Source organism: Mycolicibacterium monacense (assembly GCF_010731575.1).
Taxonomy (GTDB): Bacteria; Actinomycetota; Actinomycetes; order Mycobacteriales; family Mycobacteriaceae; genus Mycobacterium; species Mycobacterium monacense.
The window spans coordinates 2,544,749-2,566,221 of the sequence record NZ_AP022617.1 but is presented as its reverse complement, the minus strand read 5'-3'; the positions used below and the strand labels follow the sequence as shown (position 1 = coordinate 2,566,221).

The 21,473-nt window shown below is 68.7% G+C and carries 27 protein-coding genes and 4 tRNA genes; 13 read left to right on the top strand and 18 right to left on the bottom strand.

The features are described from left to right. Positions 1 to 33: 33 nt before the first annotated feature. The 4 genes from G6N49_RS12205 to G6N49_RS12190 are packed head-to-tail and all read right to left on the bottom strand — an operon-like array spanning position 34 to position 2,373. On the bottom strand, positions 34 to 600 hold the full coding sequence (locus G6N49_RS12205) for a methylated-DNA--[protein]-cysteine S-methyltransferase (RefSeq protein WP_011855445.1): 567 nt from the start codon (positions 598 to 600) through the stop codon (positions 34 to 36). Continuing rightward, positions 597 to 1,073 carry an RNA polymerase sigma factor gene (locus G6N49_RS12200; RefSeq protein ID WP_011855446.1) on the bottom strand — a complete coding sequence of 159 codons (477 nt, stop codon included), beginning with the start codon at positions 1,071 to 1,073 and terminating at the stop codon, positions 597 to 599. The genes G6N49_RS12205 and G6N49_RS12200 overlap by 4 nt, the downstream gene beginning before the upstream one ends. Positions 1,074 to 1,114: 41 nt before the next feature. Further along, on the bottom strand, positions 1,115 to 1,837 hold the full coding sequence (locus G6N49_RS12195) for a Clp protease N-terminal domain-containing protein (protein ID WP_011559623.1): 723 nt from the start codon (positions 1,835 to 1,837) through the stop codon (positions 1,115 to 1,117). Positions 1,838 to 1,896: 59 nt separating this feature from the next. Beyond that, the gene (locus G6N49_RS12190) at positions 1,897 to 2,373 is read right to left on the bottom strand and encodes an SRPBCC family protein (RefSeq protein ID WP_011559624.1); all 477 of its coding nucleotides are present in this window, start codon (positions 2,371 to 2,373) and stop codon (positions 1,897 to 1,899) included. A 74-nt stretch (positions 2,374 to 2,447) separates the two neighbouring features. On the opposite strand from G6N49_RS12190, the gene G6N49_RS12185 reads away from it, so the two are divergent. Both G6N49_RS12185 and G6N49_RS12180 read left to right on the top strand, forming a co-directional pair. Then, positions 2,448 to 2,843, top strand: a complete 396-nt coding sequence (locus G6N49_RS12185) for a helix-turn-helix transcriptional regulator (RefSeq protein WP_011559625.1) — start codon at positions 2,448 to 2,450, stop codon at positions 2,841 to 2,843. Between the two features lie 233 nt (positions 2,844 to 3,076). Then, positions 3,077 to 3,454, top strand: a complete 378-nt coding sequence (locus G6N49_RS12180; RefSeq protein WP_011559626.1) for a hypothetical protein — start codon at positions 3,077 to 3,079, stop codon at positions 3,452 to 3,454. Positions 3,455 to 3,852: 398 nt separating this feature from the next. Here the strand turns inward: G6N49_RS12180 and G6N49_RS12175 are convergent. The 3 genes from G6N49_RS12175 to G6N49_RS12165 all read right to left on the bottom strand — a co-directional run bounded on the left by G6N49_RS12175 (position 3,853) and on the right by G6N49_RS12165 (position 4,113). Then, positions 3,853 to 3,927, bottom strand: a tRNA-Val gene (locus tag G6N49_RS12175). Positions 3,928 to 3,943: 16 nt separating this feature from the next. Continuing rightward, positions 3,944 to 4,014 (bottom strand) — tRNA-Cys (locus G6N49_RS12170). 26 nt (positions 4,015 to 4,040) lie between these two features. Beyond that, positions 4,041 to 4,113, bottom strand: a tRNA-Gly gene (locus G6N49_RS12165). A 250-nt stretch (positions 4,114 to 4,363) separates the two neighbouring features. Between G6N49_RS12165 and G6N49_RS12160 the strand changes: the two genes are divergently transcribed. Then, positions 4,364 to 4,438 (top strand) — tRNA-Val (locus G6N49_RS12160). Positions 4,439 to 4,455: 17 nt separating this feature from the next. On the opposite strand, the gene G6N49_RS12155 is transcribed toward G6N49_RS12160, so the two are convergent. The 10 genes from G6N49_RS12155 to G6N49_RS12110 all read right to left on the bottom strand — a co-directional run bounded on the left by G6N49_RS12155 (position 4,456) and on the right by G6N49_RS12110 (position 11,205). Further along, entirely contained in the window at positions 4,456 to 5,025 is a 570-nt protein-coding gene (locus tag G6N49_RS12155; RefSeq protein ID WP_011855484.1) for an alkaline shock response membrane anchor protein AmaP, read from the bottom strand. After that, entirely contained in the window at positions 5,026 to 5,637 is a 612-nt protein-coding gene (locus G6N49_RS12150) for a DUF6286 domain-containing protein (RefSeq protein ID WP_083044594.1), read from the bottom strand. It lies immediately after the preceding gene. Further along, positions 5,634 to 6,014: an Asp23/Gls24 family envelope stress response protein gene (locus tag G6N49_RS12145; protein ID WP_083044593.1), complete on the bottom strand. Its 381-nt coding sequence runs from the start codon at positions 6,012 to 6,014 to the stop codon at positions 5,634 to 5,636. The genes G6N49_RS12150 and G6N49_RS12145 overlap by 4 nt, the downstream gene beginning before the upstream one ends. Then, on the bottom strand, positions 6,007 to 6,186 hold the full coding sequence (locus tag G6N49_RS12140) for a hypothetical protein (RefSeq protein ID WP_011768207.1): 180 nt from the start codon (positions 6,184 to 6,186) through the stop codon (positions 6,007 to 6,009). Before G6N49_RS12140 ends, G6N49_RS12145 begins: the two co-directional genes overlap by 8 nt. Positions 6,187 to 6,501: 315 nt before the next feature. Next, on the bottom strand, positions 6,502 to 6,849 hold the full coding sequence (locus G6N49_RS12135) for an Asp23/Gls24 family envelope stress response protein (RefSeq protein WP_083044592.1): 348 nt from the start codon (positions 6,847 to 6,849) through the stop codon (positions 6,502 to 6,504). A 39-nt stretch (positions 6,850 to 6,888) separates the two neighbouring features. Then, positions 6,889 to 7,347: an Asp23/Gls24 family envelope stress response protein gene (locus tag G6N49_RS12130; protein WP_083044591.1), complete on the bottom strand. Its 459-nt coding sequence runs from the start codon at positions 7,345 to 7,347 to the stop codon at positions 6,889 to 6,891. A gap of 257 nt (positions 7,348 to 7,604) precedes the next feature. Next, complete coding sequence (locus tag G6N49_RS12125) at positions 7,605 to 9,314, bottom strand: hypothetical protein (protein WP_225891980.1); 1,710 nt, start codon at positions 9,312 to 9,314, stop codon at positions 7,605 to 7,607. A 362-nt stretch (positions 9,315 to 9,676) separates the two neighbouring features. Further along, positions 9,677 to 9,973: a DUF3618 domain-containing protein gene (locus G6N49_RS12120; protein ID WP_011559633.1), complete on the bottom strand. Its 297-nt coding sequence runs from the start codon at positions 9,971 to 9,973 to the stop codon at positions 9,677 to 9,679. Continuing rightward, positions 9,970 to 10,371, bottom strand: coding sequence for a phage holin family protein (locus G6N49_RS12115; RefSeq protein WP_059161186.1), 402 nt, complete (start codon positions 10,369 to 10,371; stop codon positions 9,970 to 9,972). Before G6N49_RS12115 ends, G6N49_RS12120 begins: the two co-directional genes overlap by 4 nt. 72 nt (positions 10,372 to 10,443) lie before the next feature. Next, on the bottom strand, positions 10,444 to 11,205 hold the full coding sequence (locus tag G6N49_RS12110; RefSeq protein WP_083044590.1) for a GAF and ANTAR domain-containing protein: 762 nt from the start codon (positions 11,203 to 11,205) through the stop codon (positions 10,444 to 10,446). A gap of 14 nt (positions 11,206 to 11,219) precedes the next feature. Here G6N49_RS12110 and G6N49_RS12105 point away from each other — a divergent pair, with 14 nt between their 5' ends. Further along, positions 11,220 to 12,323, top strand: coding sequence for a hypothetical protein (locus G6N49_RS12105; protein WP_011559636.1), 1,104 nt, complete (start codon positions 11,220 to 11,222; stop codon positions 12,321 to 12,323). Here the strand turns inward: G6N49_RS12105 and G6N49_RS12100 are convergent. Then, positions 12,276 to 12,782 (bottom strand): DUF1990 domain-containing protein, encoded by a 507-nt coding sequence (locus tag G6N49_RS12100; protein WP_011559637.1) that lies wholly within the window; start codon positions 12,780 to 12,782, stop codon positions 12,276 to 12,278. The genes G6N49_RS12105 and G6N49_RS12100 overlap by 48 nt on opposite strands. Positions 12,783 to 12,824: 42 nt before the next feature. Between G6N49_RS12100 and G6N49_RS12095 the strand changes: the two genes are divergently transcribed. From G6N49_RS12095 to pdxS, 9 genes are all read left to right on the top strand, one after another. Further along, on the top strand, positions 12,825 to 13,451 hold the full coding sequence (locus G6N49_RS12095; RefSeq protein WP_011559638.1) for a PaaI family thioesterase: 627 nt from the start codon (positions 12,825 to 12,827) through the stop codon (positions 13,449 to 13,451). Further along, positions 13,448 to 13,894, top strand: coding sequence for a TIGR02611 family protein (locus G6N49_RS12090; protein WP_083044589.1), 447 nt, complete (start codon positions 13,448 to 13,450; stop codon positions 13,892 to 13,894). The genes G6N49_RS12095 and G6N49_RS12090 overlap by 4 nt, the downstream gene beginning before the upstream one ends. 83 nt (positions 13,895 to 13,977) lie before the next feature. Further along, positions 13,978 to 16,032 (top strand): threonine--tRNA ligase, encoded by a 2,055-nt coding sequence (thrS, locus tag G6N49_RS12085; protein WP_011559640.1) that lies wholly within the window; start codon positions 13,978 to 13,980, stop codon positions 16,030 to 16,032. 101 nt (positions 16,033 to 16,133) lie between these two features. Next, entirely contained in the window at positions 16,134 to 16,763 is a 630-nt protein-coding gene (locus G6N49_RS12080; protein WP_167535200.1) for an ATP adenylyltransferase, read from the top strand. Continuing rightward, positions 16,760 to 17,428: a phosphatidylinositol phosphate synthase gene (gene pgsA, locus G6N49_RS12075; protein ID WP_083044588.1), complete on the top strand. Its 669-nt coding sequence runs from the start codon at positions 16,760 to 16,762 to the stop codon at positions 17,426 to 17,428. Before G6N49_RS12080 ends, pgsA begins: the two co-directional genes overlap by 4 nt. Continuing rightward, positions 17,425 to 18,348 (top strand): phosphatidylinositol mannoside acyltransferase, encoded by a 924-nt coding sequence (locus tag G6N49_RS12070; RefSeq protein ID WP_011559643.1) that lies wholly within the window; start codon positions 17,425 to 17,427, stop codon positions 18,346 to 18,348. The genes pgsA and G6N49_RS12070 overlap by 4 nt, the downstream gene beginning before the upstream one ends. Before the next feature lie 2 nt (positions 18,349 to 18,350). Continuing rightward, the gene (locus tag G6N49_RS12065; RefSeq protein WP_011559644.1) at positions 18,351 to 19,475 is read left to right on the top strand and encodes a glycosyltransferase family 4 protein; all 1,125 of its coding nucleotides are present in this window, start codon (positions 18,351 to 18,353) and stop codon (positions 19,473 to 19,475) included. Then, on the top strand, positions 19,472 to 20,485 hold the full coding sequence (locus tag G6N49_RS12060; protein ID WP_011559645.1) for an NUDIX hydrolase: 1,014 nt from the start codon (positions 19,472 to 19,474) through the stop codon (positions 20,483 to 20,485). Before G6N49_RS12065 ends, G6N49_RS12060 begins: the two co-directional genes overlap by 4 nt. Positions 20,486 to 20,545: 60 nt before the next feature. Then, a complete protein-coding gene (pdxS, locus tag G6N49_RS12055) occupies positions 20,546 to 21,466 on the top strand; it encodes a pyridoxal 5'-phosphate synthase lyase subunit PdxS (RefSeq protein WP_049771550.1) in 921 nt (306 codons plus the stop codon). Positions 21,467 to 21,473 lie beyond the last annotated feature (7 nt).

Genomic DNA, 21,473 nt, shown 5'->3' with positions numbered 1-21,473 from the left:
CGTGTGTGCAGTCCCACCGCGGAGGTGGGTGTTTCATTCCCGCTCGAGCCGCAGCAGTGCCGCCTTGGCGGCCGATCCACCGACGTACTGGCCGGCCGTGCCGTCGGAGCGCACCACCCGGTGGCAGGGGATCACCACCGGCAGCGGGTTGTGCGCGCAGGCGCTCCCGACGGCCCGCACCGCCTTGGGGTTGCCGACCGCGGCGGCCACCGCGGCGTAGCTGGCGCGCTGGCCGTAGCCGATGGTGCGCAACTGTTCGACGACGTCGCGGCGGAATCCCTCGGCGAGCCGCAGGTCGATCGGCACGTCGAAGGCGGTGCGCCGCTTGGCGAAGTATTCGTCGAGCTGACGCGCCGCGGTGTCGAGCCGGTGCGGCGCCCGCAGGATGCGCGGGCTGATCCTGGTGGCCAGCGTGGTCAGCACCGCGGTGTGGTCCTCGATGTCGTAGGCAACCCGCACCAGACCCGCGGGGGTGGCGGCCAGCAGCAGCGTGCCCACCGGGGTGTCGACGGTCCGGTAGGCGACGTCGAGGAGCCCCTCGGCGTCGGCTCGGGCGCTCAACCGCGCGTGCAGGCCGGCCAATGTGGTGTCGTCGGTCATGGGAGGGGCTCCTCGCGGTAGATCGAGCGCAGTCTGCTCAAGCCGTCGGCACACGCGCGGCGGGCGGCGTCGGGGGAGTTGCCGAGCAGTCCGGCGATCTCGGCGAACGGCAGACCCGCGATGTGGTGGTAGGCGACGGCCTGCCGTTGTTTGGTGGGCAGTGATTCGAGTGCGGCCCACAGGTCGGGGTGTCGGTCCGCGGGGTCGCCGCGTACGGCGGGGCTGTCGGGGACGGTGCCGGTCGGGACGGCCCGGCGGGAGTTGGCGCGGCCGACGTCGAGTGCGCGCCGGTGCGCGATCGTCACCAGCCAGGCCTCGACGTTGGCGTCGGCGGGCAGGTCGGGGTAGGCCCGCAGCGCCGACAGGAAGGTCTCCGACCAGGCGTCCTCCGCGTCGACCGGGCCCACGACGGCGCGGCAGACCCGCAGCACGACGGGCCCGTGTTCGGCCACCACGTCTTCGAACGGTCGCATCCTCACATCCTGTAGACGCCGGCGGCGGGCCTGACGTGAGATCAGTCCGTTCCGGCGCCGGTGATCGAATCGAGCAGGCCGATGAGATCGGTCTGCGCCCGCTGCCGGTCGACGCCCAGGCGGCTCAGGGGTCCGTCGGTGTCCTCGGACTCCAGCAGCGCCAGCAGCAGGTGTTCGGTGCCGATGTAGTTGTGCCCGAGTCGCAGGGCCTCGCGAAAGGTCAATTCGAGCACCTTCTTGGCGGGACCGCTGAACGGGACCAGGTCCAGGGCGGGTCCGTCGGCCGAGGGTGTCAGGGCCACGGCGGCGCGGACGTCCTGCGGTGCGACGCCCTGTGCGGTGAGCAACGCGACCCCGAGTGATTCGGTGTCGACGAGCAGGCCGAGCAGCAGATGATCGGGGGTGATCTCGCTGTGGCGGGCCTCGCGGGCGGTGTTCTGTGCGTGCACCACCGCGGCGCGCGCACGCGGGGTGAAACGGGCGAATCCCTGGTTCGGGTCGAGCGGTTCGGTGTCCGCCTTGGGGACGAAGCGCTTCTGGGCGGCCTGTTTGGTCACGCCCATGCACTTGCCGATGTCGGTCCAGGAGGCGCCGGAGCGTCGCGCCTGGTCGACGAAGTGTCCGATCAGGTGGTCGGCGACCTCACCGAGCGCCTCCGCGGCAAGAACGGCGTCGGTGAGTTGGTCGAGCGGTTCGTCGTGGACGGTCTTGATGGCGTTGATGAGGTCGTCGAGGCGGACAGGGTGAGCGATGGGATCAGCCATGCGTCAACTTTAAGTTGACGAAAGATGGTCGTCAACTATCGGTTGACGCTGAACGGGGTTTAGCTGCGGACGTAGCCTCGTCGCACCGCGCGCTCGAGGATGCCCAGCGTCGCGCGCAGGGCCCCTTCGGAGATGACCGGGAAGATGCCCGCCTCACGCCACTTGTCGTCGATCTGCGACCAGTCGTAGAACGACGTGACGACGGTGCCGTCCTCGGTGGGCTCGAGGGTATAGCCGTAGACGTGCCCGATCTGGGGGCGGATCTGCCCGAGGATCGTCCACGCGATGCGGCGGTTGGGCTCGAATTCGCGGATCTCCACTGTCACCTCGTATTTCCCCATCGGGAAGTCATTGAGCGCTTCGCGGTCCATGTGGACGACGAAGGTGTCGCCGACCGCCGACACCGGCTGCCCGTCGGCGCCCTGGAGCATGCCCGAGGAGTCGATCGCCACGTGCCCCTGCGGATCGCAGAGCACCTCGAAGATCGCCTCGGGGGGCGCGGGGATCACACGCTGGACTTCGATGCGTTCGGTCATGACGACGATCGTGTCAGCAGTGGCATCCCCCTCGATGGGTTTCTGGGTGTTTGCCGGGGGGTACGCGAAATCACATGACGAACCTTCACGAACTGCCGACCAGCGGCCATCGCCCGCCGGGTCTGCGACGCTCGGTAGCGTTCATCCACGAAAACGCCGACAGCGACATCGGTCTTGCGGAGATCGCGGCCGCGGCGAACCTCACGCCGCGAGCGGTGCAGTACATGTACCGCAGACACCTGGGAGTGACGCCGCTCGAATACCTGCGCCGCGTCCGGCTCGACCTCGCTCACCGTGATCTGCAGGCCGCCGACCCCGCGGTCGACACCGTCAACTCGATCGCCGGCCGGTGGGGCTTCTCGCACGCCGGGCGGTTCAGCGTCGCCTATCGACGCATGTACGGCACCCCGCCGAGCGCGACACTGCGAACGACACGGCAGCGCCGCGACCGGGAGCGCTACGGCGCCTAGCGCCGATCTCGCGAATCGGTGATCCGGCACCACTGCTCGCCGTCGTCGAAAGACGCGGTGGCAGAGCATTTCTGGCTAACGCGTGCCGTGCGGTTGCCGGCGATCACGCCCCGTGTAACGCCGTGATCTTGTTGTACGACAGTCCCTACGCGACGACTCGTCGCTGATAGTGTCCCCGGGACAGCAATCAAGGTCAGGGATGAGAAATCCCCGCCGGAGGAAAGGTGAGGCCGATGGTGGGACGTGTCGATGTCCTGACAGGCAAGGGCAGGAAACTGGCGGTCATCGGAGCGGGTGCGCTCGCCCTGACGGGGGCCGTCCTCGCATTCGGCGCGGGCACCGCGAACGCCGACGTGGTGGACATCGGCGGTAAGCCGAATCCGGTCTTCGACGCCAACCCGGCGGCCGAAGGCGGCGTCCGCACGACCGGTAAGGGTGTGGCGAACGCCGGTCCCTCGGACGTGCGTCGCTCGCGTAAGGGCGCGCCGTTGCCGCCTGCGGGTGGTGAGGTGAAGGACAGCATTCGCGCCGTACCGCCGATCACCGGCGGTATCGGGACCTACATCCGGACGGGCCCCGCCCGCAACGGGCCGGGCATCGCCGGTTGGTGATGTGATCGACGAACGCCGCTGCGCATTCCGCGCAGCGGCGTTTTTCGTTGTGCGGGGGCTACCGCCGGCTCTCGGGGCAGGCGTCGTTGGTGCAGCGCGTTCGTACGGGGGCCTGATCGTCCCCTGTGACCGCCTGTGTGGCCACTGGGGCGCCGCAGCGCTCACAGGGCTTGTCGGTCAGCTGCCATTCGTCAGAGATGCTCATGGGTCCTCAGTGATCGCCGTCAGTGCGATCCCGCCGAGCTGCGCTGCTGAACCCCACGGGATCTCTGCGACCGCATGCCCGACTCACCGTGGATGAAACAGTTGCGGACAAGCCGACGCCGAGATGTGACCCGTCGGCGACCTCGCTGGAGACAGCAAAGGCCCGGTGGGAACCCGGGCCGCTCAGACGAATGTGGTGCGCGATACTGGGATTGAACCAGTGACCTCTTCCGTGTCAGGGAAGCGCTCTCCCGCTGAGCTAATCGCGCCGGGATCCTTCATCGGAGGTGGAGACGGGAATCGAACCCGTGTGCACGGCTTTGCAGGCCGTTGCCTCACCACTCGGCCACTCCACCGCTGGGGTTGATGCTTCTGCACCTCGAGCGGATGACGGGATTCGAACCCGCGACCCTCACCTTGGCAAGGTGATGCGCTACCAACTGCGCTACATCCGCGTGCTACGGGCGAGATCGTCGTCCGTCGCGATGCAGAACGATAGTCCACACATGCCTGGCCACACAAATCCCTTCGGCCGCACCGGTCCCGACGCCGACTTCTACACCACGGCGGTCACCGTCGGGCGATCACGACCCTGGTGTGGAACTCGGCGAACGGGCCCGAGGGTGACCTGCGGATTCCAGGATGGCGCGGCGCGCGTGATAATCTTCGTCGTCGTTCGGCCCACTCTGTAGGCCGATCCCACCCGGTCTCGTAGCTCAGTGGGAGAGCGTCCGCCTCACACGCGGAAGGTCGCTGGTTCGAAACCAGCCGGGACCACCACAACAAACCTTCGAGGGTTACTCGACGCGGTGTTCGCGGCGGCGGTGGTGACCGATTCGCACGGTGGTCCGAGTAGCGATGTCGGCGTCACCGAGAACTCCGGCGGTCTGAGTGCAGACCGTATCGATCGGGCCGATCAGCGTCTGAACACTCAGCGGCGAGCGCGCCGTGACCGTGAGATCGATGGTGCGCACACCGCGGTCGACGACGGCTTTGCCTTTCGCGGACTCCACGTCGGGGTACTGCTCCAACACCTGCGCCGCCGCGTTCGCGACCGCCCCGAGATCGGCGCTGACCGTTCCGCCGCTGTGCCCGCTCACCAGGGCCACCGCCTTGACTCTGGCCTTCGGCGTGTGGATGAGCAGCCACCGCAGTGCGAGCACGATGAGCACGATTCCGGCGGCGGCGAGCACCCACGGCCACCACCCCGCGTCAGCTGCGGTCACCAGGCCCGGCGCCGTTACGTACTCCGGTCTGTTCGGAATCCAATCGGAGCCCCAGGCCAGCATGCCGGCCCCGAGGGCGATCAGGGCGAGCCCGAAGATCAGCGCGCTGAACCGATCCCATGCGCTTGCCAGGCGAGTCATCTACCGGCCTCCCGTCCGAACGCGCACCGCCACTTTGGGTCGGTCGGCCACGACGGTGTCGAGGGTCTTTTCGACGGCCGCGGTGACCGCCGTCTTGACCTTGTCACCGCCCCGGCCGCGCTCGGCAGCAGTGGTGACGGCTGTGACGGTGACCTTGCGCAGCGTGGCCGCAGAGCGCGCGTCGAGGACGCCCGGCACCCGTTCGGCGGCGCTCGTGGCGATACGGGCGAGGTCCGTCTTGTTGATCCACACGCTGCTGTCTGCTGCCAGTTGCAGTCCGGTGCGGCGGCGGGGCCGCAGCGCGCTGTAAAACGACCACAGTCCCACGAGGATGGCCAGAACGCCGACGGGATACATCCACCACTGGAATGTCAGGCCGTCGAGCCACTCGACGGCGTTGAGGGTCCACGGACGGCCGTCGAGCCAGCCGGCGTACACGGCGCTGTCGCGCAGCGCGATCGCTCCGAGTGCCAATGTCAGCAGCGCGATCAGTGAGCCGACGTACCCCGCGACGGGGGCTGCCGCAGGTGGCGGTGGCGTTGCGGGCCTCGCCTTCTCGGCGATCGTGTCGTCGGTGGGCGTCTCGGGGGCGGTGTCTGGCGTGGTGGTCATTGCAGTGTCCTGGCCGGTGTGGATGCTTCGGTGACGATCGCCTCGATCGCGACGTCGACGCCGTCCACGGTCATCCCGACGCCGTTGTGCAACGCCTCGGCGACGTTGCGCTGGACGGCCGCACCGACACCGGGGAGCGAATGCGGCCACGTCACCGCGAGGTCGAGGTGTGCACGCACCCGGTCCGCGGACAAGAACACCTGCGCGCGGGGCAGCGACCGGCCCGTCAGCTTGTCCATGCCTGCGGCATGGGGTGCCACGCCGGGTGTGTCGAGGGCGGCGCGCACGGCGACGCGTTGTGCCACTTTGTCCTTGATGACCAGTGTTCCTGCATCTGTGTGCCGGTCGTCAGTATCGGTGGGTTCGGTGTCATCCACGGCCGCGGCCCCTCAACATGGCGCCGAGGTCGAACTGTCCGTCGGCCTGACCCCCCACCAGATATCCGATGACGCCGAGCAGAAGGGCGATGACGAAGCCGGTGAAGCCTCCCGCCGCCGCCGCCACGCCGAGCAACAATCCTGCGATCAATCCCAAACTTGAGGTGGTCATGAAACCCTCCGAAACGGTTGTGTCGCCGAGGTTCTGCGGCGGCAGTGGGTGACTCGAATGCGTATGCGCCGGGCTCGGCGGCGCAGACGCCGGATCCGCCGATCTGTCGAACCCCCTCTGGTCGAACGGAATTCAACAATCGACCCCCGATGGGTCGCACCGCTCCCGCCGAACCGGCGGTCGATCTGCGCAAGGGCCGCGGCGAACTGGTCACCGTCTCCGCCCAGATCGGGGTGGAGCAGCCGCGCGGCGGCGCGGCGGGCGCTGCTCCGGTCGGGCAGGCTGTCCCACGGCCGCTCGGTCATTGTCGTGCGGTCATTGTCGTGCGCCGGCGTCCGCGTCCCGGGTGCCGACGGTGACATCTTCGACGTAGACGTCGACGGTCCCGCCGACTGCCGCCGTCACGACGTCCCGAATGCGTGCCGCGGTGTCCCGCACCGTGCTGCCGAACTGCAGGACGACATGTACTTCGGTGACACCGTCCGCCATGCGAACGCCGGTGATCCGCCGGCCCGGCAGGTAGGTGCCGACCTCGCCGAACATCCCGCCGTGCAGCCCAGCGACGCCGGGGACGGCCTTCACCGCCGCGGCGACGACGTCGGCGGGATCCTCGGCCATCGCCTGCGCGGGGGACGCGCCGTCGGGTGGCAGGGGGTCACTCATCGGTGAAGCCCGCACTTCCGGTGGTGTACGCCCGTGTGGTCACTGCACGCGGGCGGGAGCGGGCTGATCATCGGAACGATCGTCCTCGGCGAAGTGCACGTCGTGGACGGTGATGTTCACCTCGGTGACTTCCAGGCCGGTCATCCGTTCGATCGCGGCCATCACATTGCGACGCAGGCCGGCGGCGAGGTCGGTGATGGAGACGCCGTACTCGGTCACGATGTCGATGTCGACGGCGGCCTGGGTCTCGCCCACCTCGACGGAGACACCCTGAGCGTGGTTGACGCTGCCGCCGGGGAAACGTTCGCGCAGGGCGCCGACGGCGCGCGAGGCGCCACCGCCGAGGGCGTACACGCCGTTCACCTCGTGTGCGGCGATGCCGGCGATCTTGGACACCACCGTATCGGCGATGGTGGTCTTACCCTGCGAACTCGTCAATGATTCACTGCGCGAGGCGACGCCCCCCGCCGCCGATGTCGGGGGTTGTGTGCTCGTCATCTGTGTCCAACTCCTCTGCTGGTCGGTCATCGGTGTCGCCGACCGGAGCGGTCGTGGCTCACACCGAATAGTTGTGATGTGCATCACAACTTCCGACACAGGAGGAGTGCCCATTTACGCGGCCGTCAAGCAGATCCGCCACCACCGAAAGGCACGGTTTCCGTGGTCGCGAGCAGAGTTCGCTTACCTACACCGAAACCGGGCATCACCGCGCGCGGGTGCCGGTCCAGGCCGGCTCCCGCGCCCGCTGATCACACTCAGTCGGTCGAAGGGGCGTTCGCGGTCTCGCCACCGGTGTCCCCACCGGTCTCGCCTCCCGCGTCACCGGCGTCCCCCGTCTCACCGGCATCCTCGTCGCCGTCCTCTGATTCCTCGGCGGTCTCTTCGGTCACATCACCGGAGACGTCGTCACCGGGAAGCTCCTCGACCTCGTCGAGATCCTCCTCGCCGAGTTCCTCTTCACCGAGATCGTCCTCGCCGAGGTCGTTCTCACCGAGATCGTCCCCGCCGAGACCCTGGTCGCCCGCATCGTCGGCCGGCTTCTGCTCGTCGAGCGGCGTCTGCTCGGCGTCCGGATCCGTCTCTTCGCCGGTGAGGCCAACACGCAGCGTCTCGAAGCCGTCCGGCACCAGCTCGGAATCGCCCTCCTCGCCCCCGAGAAGCTCGACCTCTTCGTTCGGGTCGATCTCTTCGTTCGGGTCCACCTCGACCTCGCCGCCCGCCTCGAGGTCGATCTCGAGTCCCAGGGCGACCGCGAAGTGATTGATCAGCGCCCGCACCGACGCCGCGAAGTCGACCTCGGGAAGCTCGGGCAGCGGCAGACCGATCCCGCCGAACAGTGCCGTGGTCAACCCGTTGACAAGCGAGACGCCGCCGGCGACCCCCACGTCGACGAGCAGGTCGTCGAGCGTGAACTTCCACGCGATCGCCTCACCCATACCGCGGATCCCCGCGTCGATGTCTGCGGAGATGTCGCCGACGAACTCGACAACGGCTTCGGCGAACGGCGCACCCGGGCTGCCGACGGGTACGAGCGCGGCCAGCGAGCTCAGCAACGCACCGGTGATGGCTCCGCGGATGTCCACGCCCCCCTCGGCCGCGGCCTCCACGAGTCCGTTGATCAGGTCGACGCCCAGTTCCACGGCGCCGCCGCCGGTCAGCAGTGCCCCGTTGATGCCGTCGGTGAAGTGTTCGATCAGCGCTCCGAGCGATACGGCGACGTCCTCGCCGTCGATGTCGGGCAGGTCTAGGTCGGCGTCGATGCCCAACGCGGCGAGCAGGCTCCCTGCCACACCGTTGGTGAGCGCGATCCCGCCGGTCGCCACCAGGTCGAACAGGACGTCGTCCAGGGTGGCCTTCCAGGCGACCGCCGAACCCGCGCCGATGAACCCGGTCGAGATCAGCTCTCCGATGCCCTCGATCGCACCGCCGATGGCGGCGGACAGGTCAGCCCCGACGCCACCTTCCGGCGTGATCGAGGCCAGGAGGCTCACCAGTGCGCCGGTGAACGCGTCCACCAGATCGACACCCAAGCCTGCGGCCGCCAGCGCGATCTCGGAGACCAGTGCGGCACCCAGGTCGACCACATCGTTGGCCGCCTCGATCCCGCCGTCGATTCCGATTGCGATCGCGTTGATCAGGTCCGCGAACGCCGCGGCGAGCTCCTCGGCGTCGAGGTCGATGTCGACGTCGACCCGCAGGCTGGCCCCCAGCCGTGCCAGCAGGTCCACGAGGTCGCTGTTGAACCGGAACACGCCGTCGAAATCGAGATCGATGACCGCTGCCGCTGCGGCCTGGAGTTGCGCCGCATCGAACGGCAGCGTCAGGGCCGCCAGCAGGGGCGTCGGCGTCGGAGCGCTCACCGCGTACGTGGTGGCGCGGGCCTCGGCGGGGGCGGGAGTGACGAACGTCCCGACCAGCGCGGTGGCGCCGAGCACGGCGAGGCCGCCGGTGATCGCGGGGCGCAACGCTGCACGCCGGCGCCGCACCCGTCGCGGCGCGGAATTTGCTGAAGTGGGCGCTGCGTGCGAGATGTGCACGCCGGGCGTCATGTCGACGGCAACGGTGGGCGTTGCAGTTCTCGCACGCCGGTGTCGACCGCTCATTCGGCGGGACCGGCCTTTCGCCGCTCCGCTCAGCGCAAACTCAGATTCGCAGCCTTCAACATTGTTGCCCGACATCATGGCCCCCTTTTCGACTAGGCATTGTCCCCCCGACCACGCCGGATGAGGAGAAACGTACCTTAAAGGAACCTGATAAAGAAGTAATTCGTTGAAAGTCGAGCAAATTGATTATCGGACCCGTCACGGACCCCGAAATCGGTTTGAGATCAGTGTCGACGACGCCATACGACAACGCCGACGGCGACCACGACGGCCACGACGAACGCCGCGACCGGGATTGATTTCTGCGGGTTGTCGGCCACGACGTGTTGCGCTGTGTGCGCCTTCTCGACCACCCGGTGTTTGGTCTCGTCGACCTTGTCTTTGGCCTGCTGTTTGACGTCGAGCTTGGCTGACAGCGCCTCGACCGTTTCGCCGAGTTCTCGGCGGGTGGCCTCGATGTCGGCCTCGATGTCTTCCATACCGGCGTCCGGGCCGGGTTCGGGGCGGTCAGGTGCGGTCATGACGCTCGGTCCTTTACCTCTTGGATGTCGGCCTTCACCGTCTCGACGGTGCGCGGTGCTGCCGGTGTGACTTCATCGGCCTGTTTCTTGCTGACGAGCGCCGCGATGCCCGCGATGACGAACAGCACCAACGCGACGATCAGCGCCGCCGCCCAGACGGGCAGCACCAGCGACAGCGCCGCCACGGCCGCCGCGATCACTGTCGCCAATCCCAGGAATGCGAAAAGCCCTGCGACGCTCAGTAATCCGGCTCCGATGCCGGCGTGCTTGGCCGACTCCTGGAATTCCTTCTGCGCCAACCGCAACTCGTCGCGCACCAGCCGCGACGTCTGGGCGGACAGTTGGCTCATCAGTTCGCCGAGCGACGCATCGGCGCCCGGCTTCGATTCGAGACTCATCACGCACCAACCCTCTGTGTTGACTGTGTGAGGGTGTGGTGCCCCGGCCTTGTCGGACTGAAACCCCCGGCGTCAGATCCCCGACGAAGTCGCCTTCCGCGTCAGGTCTGTCGCGATCGCGATCAACGGGACGTTGGAGTCCTGTGAGAGCTTGCGCAGCAGCGCGAACGCCTGCACCGCGTCCACGCTGTAGCGCTCCATGATCATGCCCTTGGCCTGTCCGATGATGTCGCGGCTGGCCAGCGCCTGTTTGAACTGCTCGTCGCGGCGTGCCGAGTTCCAGGCCACCGAGGAATGGGCGGCGAAGACCAGTCCGATCTCGCGCGACTCCGTACCGAAGGCGTTCGGTTTCTCGGCGTAGACGTTGATCGCACCGATCGTCTCGTCGGCGATGAACAACTGGAACGCCATGATCGACCGGATCGGCGTCTGCTCCAGCGCATCCCGCCGGTAGTTCGGGAAGCGGTCGTCGCGCTCGAGGTCGGGTACGTGGACGGTGCGTTCCTCCCAGGCCGCAGTCAGGCACGGGCCTTCGCGGTAGCGCTCCTGGATCTCGTCGAGCACGATCGGCCACTTGTGCGTCGCCGCCGGGGTCTCGATCTTCTTCGAATTGCGGGTGATGGTCACACCCGCGTAGTCCGCGCCCGGGATCTCGACGGCGGCGTGTTCAACGAGCTCGGCGAGCACGGTGTCGGCGTCGGCGTCGGTCCGGCCGTGCAACTGCTGTACGAGCTCGGCGATTCGCCGGTGCACACCCTCGACGCCGGCAGGTTCGTTCACCAGCACCTTCCGATCATATTCCTCCGATAAGTTGCTTAAGGCTACGCGCTCCATCGGCCGGAGGATGCATGAACAGGACCCGTCAGCACCGACGCGGTGTGGTGACCCGGGATGCGACCGGTTCGGGGTCGGCGGAAGCGTTCGTGCTCATCGCGATCGCCACCATCCTGATCACCCGCCTTTACCTCGAACTGACCGGATATCCGCAGATCGGCGGGGGTAATCTGCACATCGCACACGCCCTGTGGGGTGGCGCGCTGATGATGCTGGCGCTGCTGACCGGCTGGCTGCTGATCGGGGCGGGTGCGCGGGTGGCCGCGGTCGTCATGGGTGGTGTCGGATTCGGCCTGTTCCTCGACGAGGTCGGCAAGTTCGTCACCAAGGACAACGACTACTTCTACGGGCCGGCCGCCGAGATCATGTACATCCTGGTCGTCGTCATCCTCGTCGGCGCGCGGGTGCTCCGTGACTTCCGGCCGCTGACCGGGCGGGAGTGCCTGGCCTCGGCGGCGGTGATCGCCGGCGACGGGGTCGCGCGCGGACTGGCCGACCGCCGTCGCGAGCTCGGACTGGCGCTGCTGGTCCAGGCCGAACAGGCCGGTGCGGAGCCGACCGAGGTCGGTCCGGTGCGCGCCCTGCTGGTCTCCGCGGAGACCACCAGCGACCGGCTCCACCGGCTGCAGCAGTGGGTGCCGCGGCTGATCCCCGGGTTCTTCCGCAGTCCGCGCTGGGTGCCGGTGGTCGGGTGGCTGCTGGTTCTCAGCGCGATCAGCGGCCTGTTCTTCGGGCTGCTGGGGATCGCCCTGGGCGGCTACTTCTATGAGGACGACGACATCACGCTGCGGCTGGACGGGATGAACCCCGCGTCGGTGATCCTCGTCGTCAACGCCGCGGTGACCTCGATGATCGCCGTGCCTGCGATGATCGCCCGCCGCCGCACCGACCGACTGTGGCCGCTGCGCTGGCTGCGGAACGCCGCACTGCTGTTCACCTTCCTCAACGCGTTCGTCGACTTCGCGACCGAGGGTTTCGCCGCACTGCTCAGCATGTCGATCGGGTTGTTCACCCTCGCGGTGCTGACCTACCAGATCGACGCCGCGGTACGGCGGACCGCCGGCGAGGCCTCAGAGAGCCCGCAGGTACCGCCGGGTGACCACGCGCTGCAGCCGTGAGGTGACGGGTCCGGCGAGCCGGCTCCACCACGTTCGGTGCCGGGAGAACGCCGCCACCTCGGCGTACACCCCGTCGCTCATCGGGTCGTAGCGCACGGCGAACAGCTCCTCACCGGTCTCGGCGTGCCCGGGCAGCGTGCCGTAGGCGAAGCCGCGACGGTCGGGTTCGTCGACCACGTAGACGACGCGGCAGGGCACCTTCACCGGACCCAGCCCGACGATCACCTCGGAACCCACCCGGGCGACCTCGGTGGTGGGCGTGACGCGCAAGCCGGCCCCGCGCAGCATGCCCCACCGCATCACCGCCTCGGCGGCCTCGTCGAACCGGGCGCGTCCGGATCCGATCAGCGCGGACTCCCGCACATGGTGGTAGCCGGGTGGCATCGGTCCGGCCGTCGCGCCGACCTCGCGGTAGGTCAGCGGGAGGTCGGCGAGGTCGGCGAGGTCGGCGAGCTTCACCCCGCCACCTTCTCACCGCGTAAACCCAATACGGTGAGCGGTGTGGCGAGTGAACCGACCCAGGCGCAGAACGGGGGCGGGTTCAACCCCCCAGAACCGACCACCCGCGGCGGACCCGACTACGGCAGGTTCGTCGAGGCGGTTCGCGAACTGCAGGACCTCGCCCGGGCGGCCGACGCACCCGACGAGGTCGTCACCGAGGCGGCCGGGCTGATCGAGAAGGTCACCGGTCTGCTGGCGCCCTACCGCGCCGACGAGTGGACGTCACCGTCCGGGCGGCGGATGGACCTGCCCAACCGCGGCAACATCCTCCAGGTGCCGATGCTGCTGGCCAAGACCGATGACGGCCGGATCGCCGGGGAGGTCACCTTCCGCCGCTTCTACCTCGGCCGCAACGGCGCCGCCCACGGAGGTGCGGTGGCCCTGTTGTTCGACTCGGTGCTCGGCTACACCACCTACAAACTCACCCAGAGCCGGTACCAGCGCACCGCCTTCCTGCACGTGAACTACCGCAACATCGCGCCGGTCGAGAAGACCTTGCGCGTCGAGGCCGGCATCGACCGGATCGAGGGGCGCAAGATCTTCGTCGAAGGCCGGCTCCTCGACGGCGACACCGTGCTCGCCGACGCCGAGGCCTTGTTCGTCCGACTCAACCCGGGGCAGCCGTGACCGAGAACGACACCGACCAACCGTCGCGCTGGACCCGGGTCAAGGACCGGTGGAAGCGCTGGCGCGACGGCCTGCGGGCCAGGCCGCGAATGGAGTTCTCCTACCGCATCGCCGTCGGGGTGATCGGCCTGCTGGTGCTCGTCCTGGGCATCCTCGCCATTCCCTATCCCGGACCGGGATGGGCGATCGTGTTCATCGGCCTGGGCATCCTGGCCACCGAGTTCGATTGGGCCAAACGCCTTCTGGCCTACGCCCGGGAACGCTACGACCGCGTGATGGACTGGTTCCACGGCCAGCACGCCGTCGTCCAGATCCTCGGCGGCCTGCTCACGGCGCTGGTCGTGTTCACCACGCTGTGGCTGCTCGGCGCCGTCGACTGGGTCGCGAAGATCTTCGGCATCGAGCACGAGTGGCTGAACAGTCCGTTCGGGCTGGGCCCCTGATCGCAGCACGCTCGGGGAACCGCCGGTCGCACCGATAGCATGGTCGCGATCGACCGTCCCCGACCCACCGGAAAGAGTCACCGATGAGCACCGCCGCCAGCCCAGCCCCCGCAGCCCCGATCCGGGTCGCTGCCGGGACGACCGCCGGGGCGGCGGTACGCGACGCGGGGCTGCCCGGCCGGGGTGCGCCCGACGCGATCGTCGTCGTGCGCGAGGCCGACGGCCGGTTACGCGATCTGTCGTGGACGCCCGACGCCGACGTCGAGGTCGTCCCGGTCCCCGCCGACAGCGAGGACGGCCGCAGCGTGATCCGCCATTCCGCGGCGCACGTGCTCGCCCAGGCCGTGCAGGACCTGTTCCCCGAGGCCAAACTCGGCATCGGACCGCCGATCACCGACGGCTTCTACTACGACTTCGACGTCCCGCGGGCGTTCACGCCCGAGGACCTCGAGGCGCTCGAGAAGAAGATGCGCAAGATCGTCAAGGACGGGCAGCTGTTCGAACGGCGGGTCTACGAGTCCGAGGAAGAAGCGCGCCGCGAGCTCGCCAACGAGCCGTACAAACTCGAACTGGTCGACGACAAGTCGGGTGACCCGGAGGTGATGGAGGTCGGTGGCGACGAGCTGACCGCCTACGACAACCTCAATCCCCGCACCCGCGAACGCGTCTGGGGCGACCTGTGCCGCGGACCGCACATCCCGACGACGAAGTACATCCCGGCGTTCAAGCTGACCCGCAGCTCGGCGGCCTACTGGCGCGGCGATCAGACCAACGCCAGCCTCCAGCGCATCTACGGCACCGCATGGGAGTCGCAGGAGGCGCTCGACCGCCACCTCGAGCTCATCGAGGAGGCGCAGCGCCGCGACCACCGCAAGCTCGGTGTCGAACTCGACCTGTTCAGCTTCCCGGACGAACTCGGTTCCGGGCTACCGGTGTTCCATCCCAAGGGCGGCATCGTCCGCAAGGAACTCGAGGACTACTCGCGCGCCAAGCATCTGCAGGCCGGCTACGAGTTCGTCAACACCCCGCACATCACCAAAGAGCAGCTCTACGTCACCTCCGGACACCTGGAGTGGTACGCCGACGGGATGTTCCCGGCGATGCACATCGACGCCGAGTACGACGCCGACGGTGCGGTGCGCAAACCCGGGCAGAACTACTACCTCAAACCGATGAACTGCCCGATGCACCACCTGATCTACCGTTCGCGCGGCCGGTCCTACCGCGAACTGCCGCTGCGGCTCTTCGAGTTCGGGTCGGTGTACCGCTACGAGAAATCCGGGGTGGTGCACGGGCTGACCCGCGTGCGCGGGATGACGCAGGACGATGCGCACATCTACGCCACCCGCGAGCAGATGCGCGACGAGTTGACGTCGCTGCTGCAGTTCGTGCTGGACCTGCTCTCCGACTACGGCCTCGACGAGTACTACCTGGAACTGTCGACCAAGGATCCGGACAAGTACGTCGGCTCCGACGAGATCTGGGACGAGGCCACCGAGACGCTGCGCGAGGTGGCCGAGGCCTCCGGGCTGGACCTGGTGCCCGATCCCGGCGGCGCCGCGTTCTACGGCCCGAAGATCTCCGTTCAGGTCAAGGACGCGCTGGGACGCAACTGGCAGATGTCGACGATCCAGCTGGACTTCAACATGCCGGAGCGCTTCGAGCTGGAGTACACCGCCGCCGACGGCAGCCGGCAGCGGCCGGTGCTGATCCACCGCGCGCTGTTCGGCTCGATCGAGCGGTTCTTCGGTGTGCTCACCGAGCACTACGCCGGGGCGTTCCCGGCGTGGCTGGCGCCGGTGCAGGTGGTGGGCATCCCGGTCGCCGACGCGCACATCCCGTATCTGGAAGATGTTGCCGCGCAATTGCGTTCGCGCGGGGTGCGGGTCGAGATCGACGGCAGCGACGACCGGATGGCCAAGAAGATCGTCAACCACACCAACCAGCGGGTGCCGTTCATGCTCCTCGCCGGGGACAAGGATGTGGCCGCGGGCGCGGTGAGCTTCCGCTTCGGTGACCGCACCCAGATCAACGGGGTGCCGCGCGACGAGGCGGTCGAGGCGATCGTCGGCTGGATCGTCGAGCGCCGCAACACGGCTCCGACGGCCGATCTGGTGAAGGCTGGCGCGGGGACGTGACCGAACCGGACGACCGCACGACCGGCGATGAGCGCTTGCGCGAAGGGCGGACGATCGGCGATGAGCGCTTGCGCGAAGGGCGGACGATCGGCGATGAGCGCTTGCGCGAAGAGCGGACGATCGGCGATGAGCGGACGATAATCGATCACGGCGTCGGCGACCCGGACAACCTGCAGCGGTTGTGGACGCCGCACCGCATGAGCTACATCGCCGAGTCGCCGATGAAGAAGGGCTCGAACTCGTCGCAGTCCTCGCAGCCGTTCACCGACATCCCCAACATGGCCGACGAGGACGGGCTGGTGGTGGCCCGCGGGGATCAGGTGTACGCGGTGCTCAACCTGTACCCCTACAACCCCGGCCACCTGATGGTGGTGCCGTACCGGCGGGTGTCCGAACTCGAGGATCTGACCGACGCCGAGAGCGCCGAGCTGATGTCGTACACGCAGAAGGCGATTCGCGTCATCAAGGCGGTGTCGCGTCCACACGGCTTCAACGTCGGGCTCAACCTGGGGCAGTCCGCGGGCGGCTCGCTCGCCGAACACTTGCACATGCACGTCGTGCCGCGCTGGGGCGGGGACGCCAACTTCATCACGATCATCGGTGGGTCCAAGGTCATCCCGCAGCTGTTGCGCGAGACACGTGAGCTGCTCGCCACGGAGTGGGCGAAACAGGGCGAGCGAAGCGACGGGGGATCGAAACAGGAGCGAAGCGACGGAGGGTTGAGTCGGTGAGCAACATCTACCTGATGACCCGGGCCGCCTACGTCAAACTCTCGCGGCCGCTGGCGCGGGCCGCGCTGCGGGTGGGGTTCACGCCGGACAGCATCACGATCCTGGGCACCGCGGGTACCGTGCTGGCCGCGTTGACCCTGTTCCCGATCGGGCAGCTGTGGTGGGGCGCCTTCGCGGTGGCCGTGTTCGTGCTGGCCGACATGCTCGACGGCGCCATGGCCCGCGAACGCGGCGGCGGCACGCGGTTCGGTGCCGTCCTCGACGCGGCCTGCGACCGGATCGCCGACGGCGCGATCTTCGCGGGTCTGCTGTGGTGGGCGGCCTTCGGTATGGACAGTCCGGCGCTGGTGGTGGCCACGGTCATCTGTCTGATCACCTCGCAGGTCATCTCCTACATCAAGGCCCGCGCCGAGGCCAGCGGGCTGCGCGGCGACGGTGGTTTCATCGAACGCCCCGAACGGCTGGTGATCGTGCTGACCGGGGCTGGCCTGTCCGGGGTGTCGTTCCTGCACATCCCGTGGCTGCTGCCCGTGGCGATGTGGATCCTGGCGGTGGCCAACGTGGTGACGGTGCTGCAGCGGCTGCACACCGTGCGCACCTCGCCGGGCGCGATGGACCGGATCGAGCCCAAGGGCGAAGAGAAACCGGCGGCGGACGACCAGTGACCGCACTCGGCGGCTGGCTGCCCGGCACCGACCACCTGACGGACTGGGGTTACGCGGCCGGCTGGCGGGTGGTGCGCGCCGTACCGGAAGTCCTGGCGCGCAACGCCTTCGACGCCGGAGCGTGGTACTCGGCCCGCAACGGCGGCCCCGAACAACTGCGTAAGAACCTCGCCCGGGTCATCGGTGTCGCGCCGGCCGATGTGCCCGACGAGCTGATGCGCGCATCGCTGGCCTCCTACGCCCGGTATTGGCGCGAGGCGTTCCGGCTGCCGACCATGGACCACCGCAAGCTCGGTGAGGAACTCACCGTCGACGACATCGGGCACGTCTGGGACGCTCTCGATTCCGGACGCGGCGCCGTGCTCGCGCTCCCGCACAGTGGCAACTGGGACATGGCCGGGGTCTGGCTGGTCCAGAACCACGGCACGTTCACCACGGTGGCCGAGCGCCTGCGCCCGGAGTCGCTGTTCAACCGGTTCGTCGCCTACCGCGAGAGCCTGGGCTTCGAGGTGATCCCACTCTCGGGAGGCGAGCGCCCGCCGTATGAGCTGCTGCGGGACCGGTTGCGCGCAAACCGGGTGGTGTGCCTGATGGCCGAACGCGACCTGACCCGCCAGGGCGTGGCGGTCGACTTCTTCGGCGAACCCACCCGGATGCCCGCCGGACCGGCGAAGCTGGCGTGCGAGACGGGGGCGGCACTGCTGCCGGTGCACTGCTGGTTCGACGGTGACGGCTGGGGTATGCGGGTCTTCGCACCGCTCGACACCTCCGGTGGTGACGTCGGGCTGGTCACCCAGGCGCTGGCCGACCGCTTCGCGGCCAACATCGCCGAGCACCCCGAGGACTGGCACATGATGCAGCCGCAGTGGATCGCCGACCTGTCCGATGCGCGGCGCGCCAGGCTGGCCGGAGCGGGCTGACGATGCGCATCGGCATGGTGTGCCCGTACTCGTTCGACGTGCCGGGCGGGGTCCAGTCCCACGTCCTGCAGTTGGCCGAGGTCATGCGCGAACGCGGACACGAGGTGAGCGTGCTGGCGCCGTCCTCCCCGCATGTCGACCTGCCGGACTACGTGGTCTCGGGCGGGCGCGCGGTGCCGATTCCCTACAACGGGTCGGTGGCACGGCTGAGGTTCGGGCCCGCCACGCACCGTCTGGTCAAGAAGTGGCTGGCGCAGGGTGAGTTCGATGTGCTGCACCTGCACGAGCCGAACGCCCCGAGCCTGTCGATGCTGGCGTTGCAGGCCGCCGAGGGCCCGATCGTCGCGACGTTCCACACCTCCACCACGAAATCGCTGACGCTGTCGGTGTTCCAGGGCATCCTGCGCCCGTACCACGAGAAGATCGTCGGCCGGATCGCCGTGTCGGACCTGGCGCGGCGTTGGCAGATGGAGGCGCTGGGTTCCGATGCGGTCGAGATCCCCAACGGGGTCGACGTCGCGTTCTTCGCCGATGCGCCCCGCCTCGACGGTTATCCGCGACCGGGGCGCACGGTGCTGTTCCTCGGCCGCTACGACGAGCCGCGCAAGGGGATGAACGTGCTGCTGGGGGCGCTGCCCGCCGTGGTGGCGCGCTATCCGGACGTGGAGATCCTCATCGTCGGACGCGGCGACGAGGACGAGTTGCGGGAGCAGGCCGGCCCGTTGGCGTCGCATCTGTGCTTCCTGGGGCAGGTCGACGATGCGGTCAAGGCGTCGGCGATGCGCAGCGCCGACGTGTACTGCGCGCCCAACACCGGCGGGGAGAGTTTCGGCATCGTGCTGGTGGAGGCGATGGCCGCCGGGACCGCCGTCGTGGCAAGCGATCTCGACGCTTTCCGGCGGGTGCTGCGCGACGGCGAGGCGGGCCGGTTGGTCACCGTCGACGACTCCGAGGCGCTGGCGGCCGGACTGATCGAGGTGCTCGGTGACGACGACGCGCGGCAGCGCTACATCGACGCCGCATCCGAGGCCGTCGGCCGCTACGACTGGTCGGTGGTGGCCGCCCAGATCATGCGGGTCTACGAGACCGTCGCCGGGTCGGGAGTCAAGGTCCAGGTCGCGCCGTGACGTGGATCGTGATCGTCGCGCTGGCGGTCCTGCTGGTGATCGTCCTGCTGGTGGGCGCCTGGGCCTACCAGACCGCCCACCGCCTCGACCGGTTGCACGTGCGCTACGACCTGAGCTGGCAGGCGCTCGACGGCGCGCTGGCCCGCCGCGCGGTGGTGGCCCGCGCGGTCGCCGTCGACGCATACGCCGGGGGACCGGAGGGCAAGCGACTGGCCACGCTCGCCGCCGCCGCCGAACGCGCACCGCGCAGCGGCCGGGAGGCCGCCGAGAACGAACTGTCGGCGGCGCTGGCGCTGGTCGATACGGGCTCCCTACCCGTGGCGCTGGTGGCCGAACTCGCCGACGCCGAGGCGAGGGTCCTGCTGGCCCGGCGGTTCCACAACGACGCGGTGCGTGACACCCTCGCGCTGCGCGAACGCGCACCCGTGCGGCTGCTGCGGCTGGGCGGCACCGCGGCGTTGCCGAGCTACTTCGAGATCGCCGAGGTGTCCTCGCGCGATGCGGAGCCGCTGGGTCGGCGGGTTTCGGCTCGAGTGGTGCTGCTCGACGAGACCGGTGCGGTGCTGCTGTTCTGCGGGTCGGATCCGGCGCTGACCGACGCCCCGCGGTGGTGGTTCACCGTCGGCGGCGGGGTGGAGCCGGGTGAAGCGATCGCGGAGGCGGCCGCGCGGGAGCTCGCCGAGGAGACCGGACTGGAGGTGGACGCGGCCGCGCTGGTCGGGCCGGTGTGGCGCCGCGACGCGGTGTTCGAGTTCAGCGGTGCGGTGCTGCGCAGCCAGGAGATGTTCTTCGTGCACCGCACTGCGCGTTTCGAGCCCTCTCTCGACGCCCACACCCCCCTGGAGCAGCGCACGATTCACGGTCACCGCTGGTGTGATGCGACAATGATCGACGAACTGGTCGCGGCCGGTGAGACGGTCTACCCGCAGCAGCTGGGTGCGCTACTGGCCCGGGCCGGCGAACTGGCCGACGGGCTCTTGGCGCCCGGACCGGTGGAAACGATCCGCTGATCTGCGGATTCAATGGATTTGTGGGCGCTACTACACTGGATCAGTAGCGATTCGGAGGAGATGACAGTGGGATTCGAAGGGCAGCAGAACGGCTCGGCTCATCAGACGGGCACCGCCCGGGTGAAGCGCGGTATGGCCGAGATGCTCAAGGGCGGCGTGATCATGGACGTCGTCACCCCCGAGCAGGCGCGCATCGCCGAAGGCGCAGGCGCCGTCGCGGTGATGGCGCTCGAGCGGGTCCCCGCCGACATCCGCGCCCAGGGTGGCGTGTCCCGGATGAGCGACCCCGACATGATCGAGGGCATCATCGACGCGGTCACGATCCCGGTGATGGCCAAGGCCCGCATCGGGCACTTCGTCGAGGCCCAGATCCTGCAGAGCCTCGGCGTGGACTACGTCGACGAGTCCGAGGTGTTGACACCCGCCGACTACACCCACCACATCGACAAGTGGAAGTTCACCGTTCCGTTCGTGTGCGGCGCCACCAACCTGGGCGAGGCGCTGCGGCGCATCACCGAGGGTGCGGCGATGATCCGCTCCAAGGGTGAGGCCGGCACCGGTGACGTGTCCAACGCCACCACCCACATGCGCAAGATCGGCGGCGAGATCCGCCGCCTGACCTCGCTGTCGGAGGACGAACTGTACGTCGCGGCCAAGGAACTGCAGGCCCCGTACGACCTGGTGGCCGAGGTGGCGCGGGCCGGCAAGCTGCCGGTGACGCTGTTCACCGCCGGCGGTATCGCGACCCCGGCCGACGCGGCGATGATGATGCAACTCGGCGCCGAGGGCGTATTCGTCGGATCGGGCATCTTCAAATCCGGTAACCCCGCCGAGCGGGCCGCGGCGATCGTCAAGGCGACGACGTTCTACGACGACCCCGACGTGCTGGCCAAGGTGTCGCGCGGACTGGGTGAGGCCATGGTCGGCATCAACGTGGAGGACATCGCCCAGCCGCACCGGCTGGCCGAGCGCGGCTGGTAATACCGAC

What these genes read in the sequence shown, in the direction of transcription:
- G6N49_RS12205 (WP_011855445.1), bottom strand. Translation starts at nt 600, where the DNA reads ATGACCGACGACACCACATTGGCCGGCCTGCACGCGCGGTTGAGCGCC.
- G6N49_RS12200 (WP_011855446.1), bottom strand. Translation starts at nt 1,073, where the DNA reads ATGCGACCGTTCGAAGACGTGGTGGCCGAACACGGGCCCGTCGTGCTG.
- G6N49_RS12195 (WP_011559623.1), bottom strand. Translation starts at nt 1,837, where the DNA reads ATGGCTGATCCCATCGCTCACCCTGTCCGCCTCGACGACCTCATCAAC.
- G6N49_RS12190 (WP_011559624.1), bottom strand. Translation starts at nt 2,373, where the DNA reads ATGACCGAACGCATCGAAGTCCAGCGTGTGATCCCCGCGCCCCCCGAG.
- G6N49_RS12185 (WP_011559625.1), top strand. Translation starts at nt 2,448, where the DNA reads ATGACGAACCTTCACGAACTGCCGACCAGCGGCCATCGCCCGCCGGGT.
- G6N49_RS12180 (WP_011559626.1), top strand. Translation starts at nt 3,077, where the DNA reads ATGGTGGGACGTGTCGATGTCCTGACAGGCAAGGGCAGGAAACTGGCG.
- G6N49_RS12155 (WP_011855484.1), bottom strand. Translation starts at nt 5,025, where the DNA reads ATGACTCGCCTGGCAAGCGCATGGGATCGGTTCAGCGCGCTGATCTTC.
- G6N49_RS12150 (WP_083044594.1), bottom strand. Translation starts at nt 5,637, where the DNA reads ATGACCACCACGCCAGACACCGCCCCCGAGACGCCCACCGACGACACG.
- G6N49_RS12140 (WP_011768207.1), bottom strand. Translation starts at nt 6,186, where the DNA reads ATGACCACCTCAAGTTTGGGATTGATCGCAGGATTGTTGCTCGGCGTG.
- G6N49_RS12135 (WP_083044592.1), bottom strand. Translation starts at nt 6,849, where the DNA reads ATGAGTGACCCCCTGCCACCCGACGGCGCGTCCCCCGCGCAGGCGATG.
- G6N49_RS12130 (WP_083044591.1), bottom strand. Translation starts at nt 7,347, where the DNA reads ATGACGAGCACACAACCCCCGACATCGGCGGCGGGGGGCGTCGCCTCG.
- G6N49_RS12120 (WP_011559633.1), bottom strand. Translation starts at nt 9,973, where the DNA reads ATGACCGCACCTGACCGCCCCGAACCCGGCCCGGACGCCGGTATGGAA.
- G6N49_RS12115 (WP_059161186.1), bottom strand. Translation starts at nt 10,371, where the DNA reads ATGAGTCTCGAATCGAAGCCGGGCGCCGATGCGTCGCTCGGCGAACTG.
- G6N49_RS12110 (WP_083044590.1), bottom strand. Translation starts at nt 11,205, where the DNA reads ATGGAGCGCGTAGCCTTAAGCAACTTATCGGAGGAATATGATCGGAAG.
- G6N49_RS12105 (WP_011559636.1), top strand. Translation starts at nt 11,220, where the DNA reads ATGAACAGGACCCGTCAGCACCGACGCGGTGTGGTGACCCGGGATGCG.
- thrS (WP_011559640.1), top strand. Translation starts at nt 13,978, where the DNA reads ATGAGCACCGCCGCCAGCCCAGCCCCCGCAGCCCCGATCCGGGTCGCT.
- G6N49_RS12065 (WP_011559644.1), top strand. Translation starts at nt 18,351, where the DNA reads ATGCGCATCGGCATGGTGTGCCCGTACTCGTTCGACGTGCCGGGCGGG.
- pdxS (WP_049771550.1), top strand. Translation starts at nt 20,546, where the DNA reads ATGACAGTGGGATTCGAAGGGCAGCAGAACGGCTCGGCTCATCAGACG.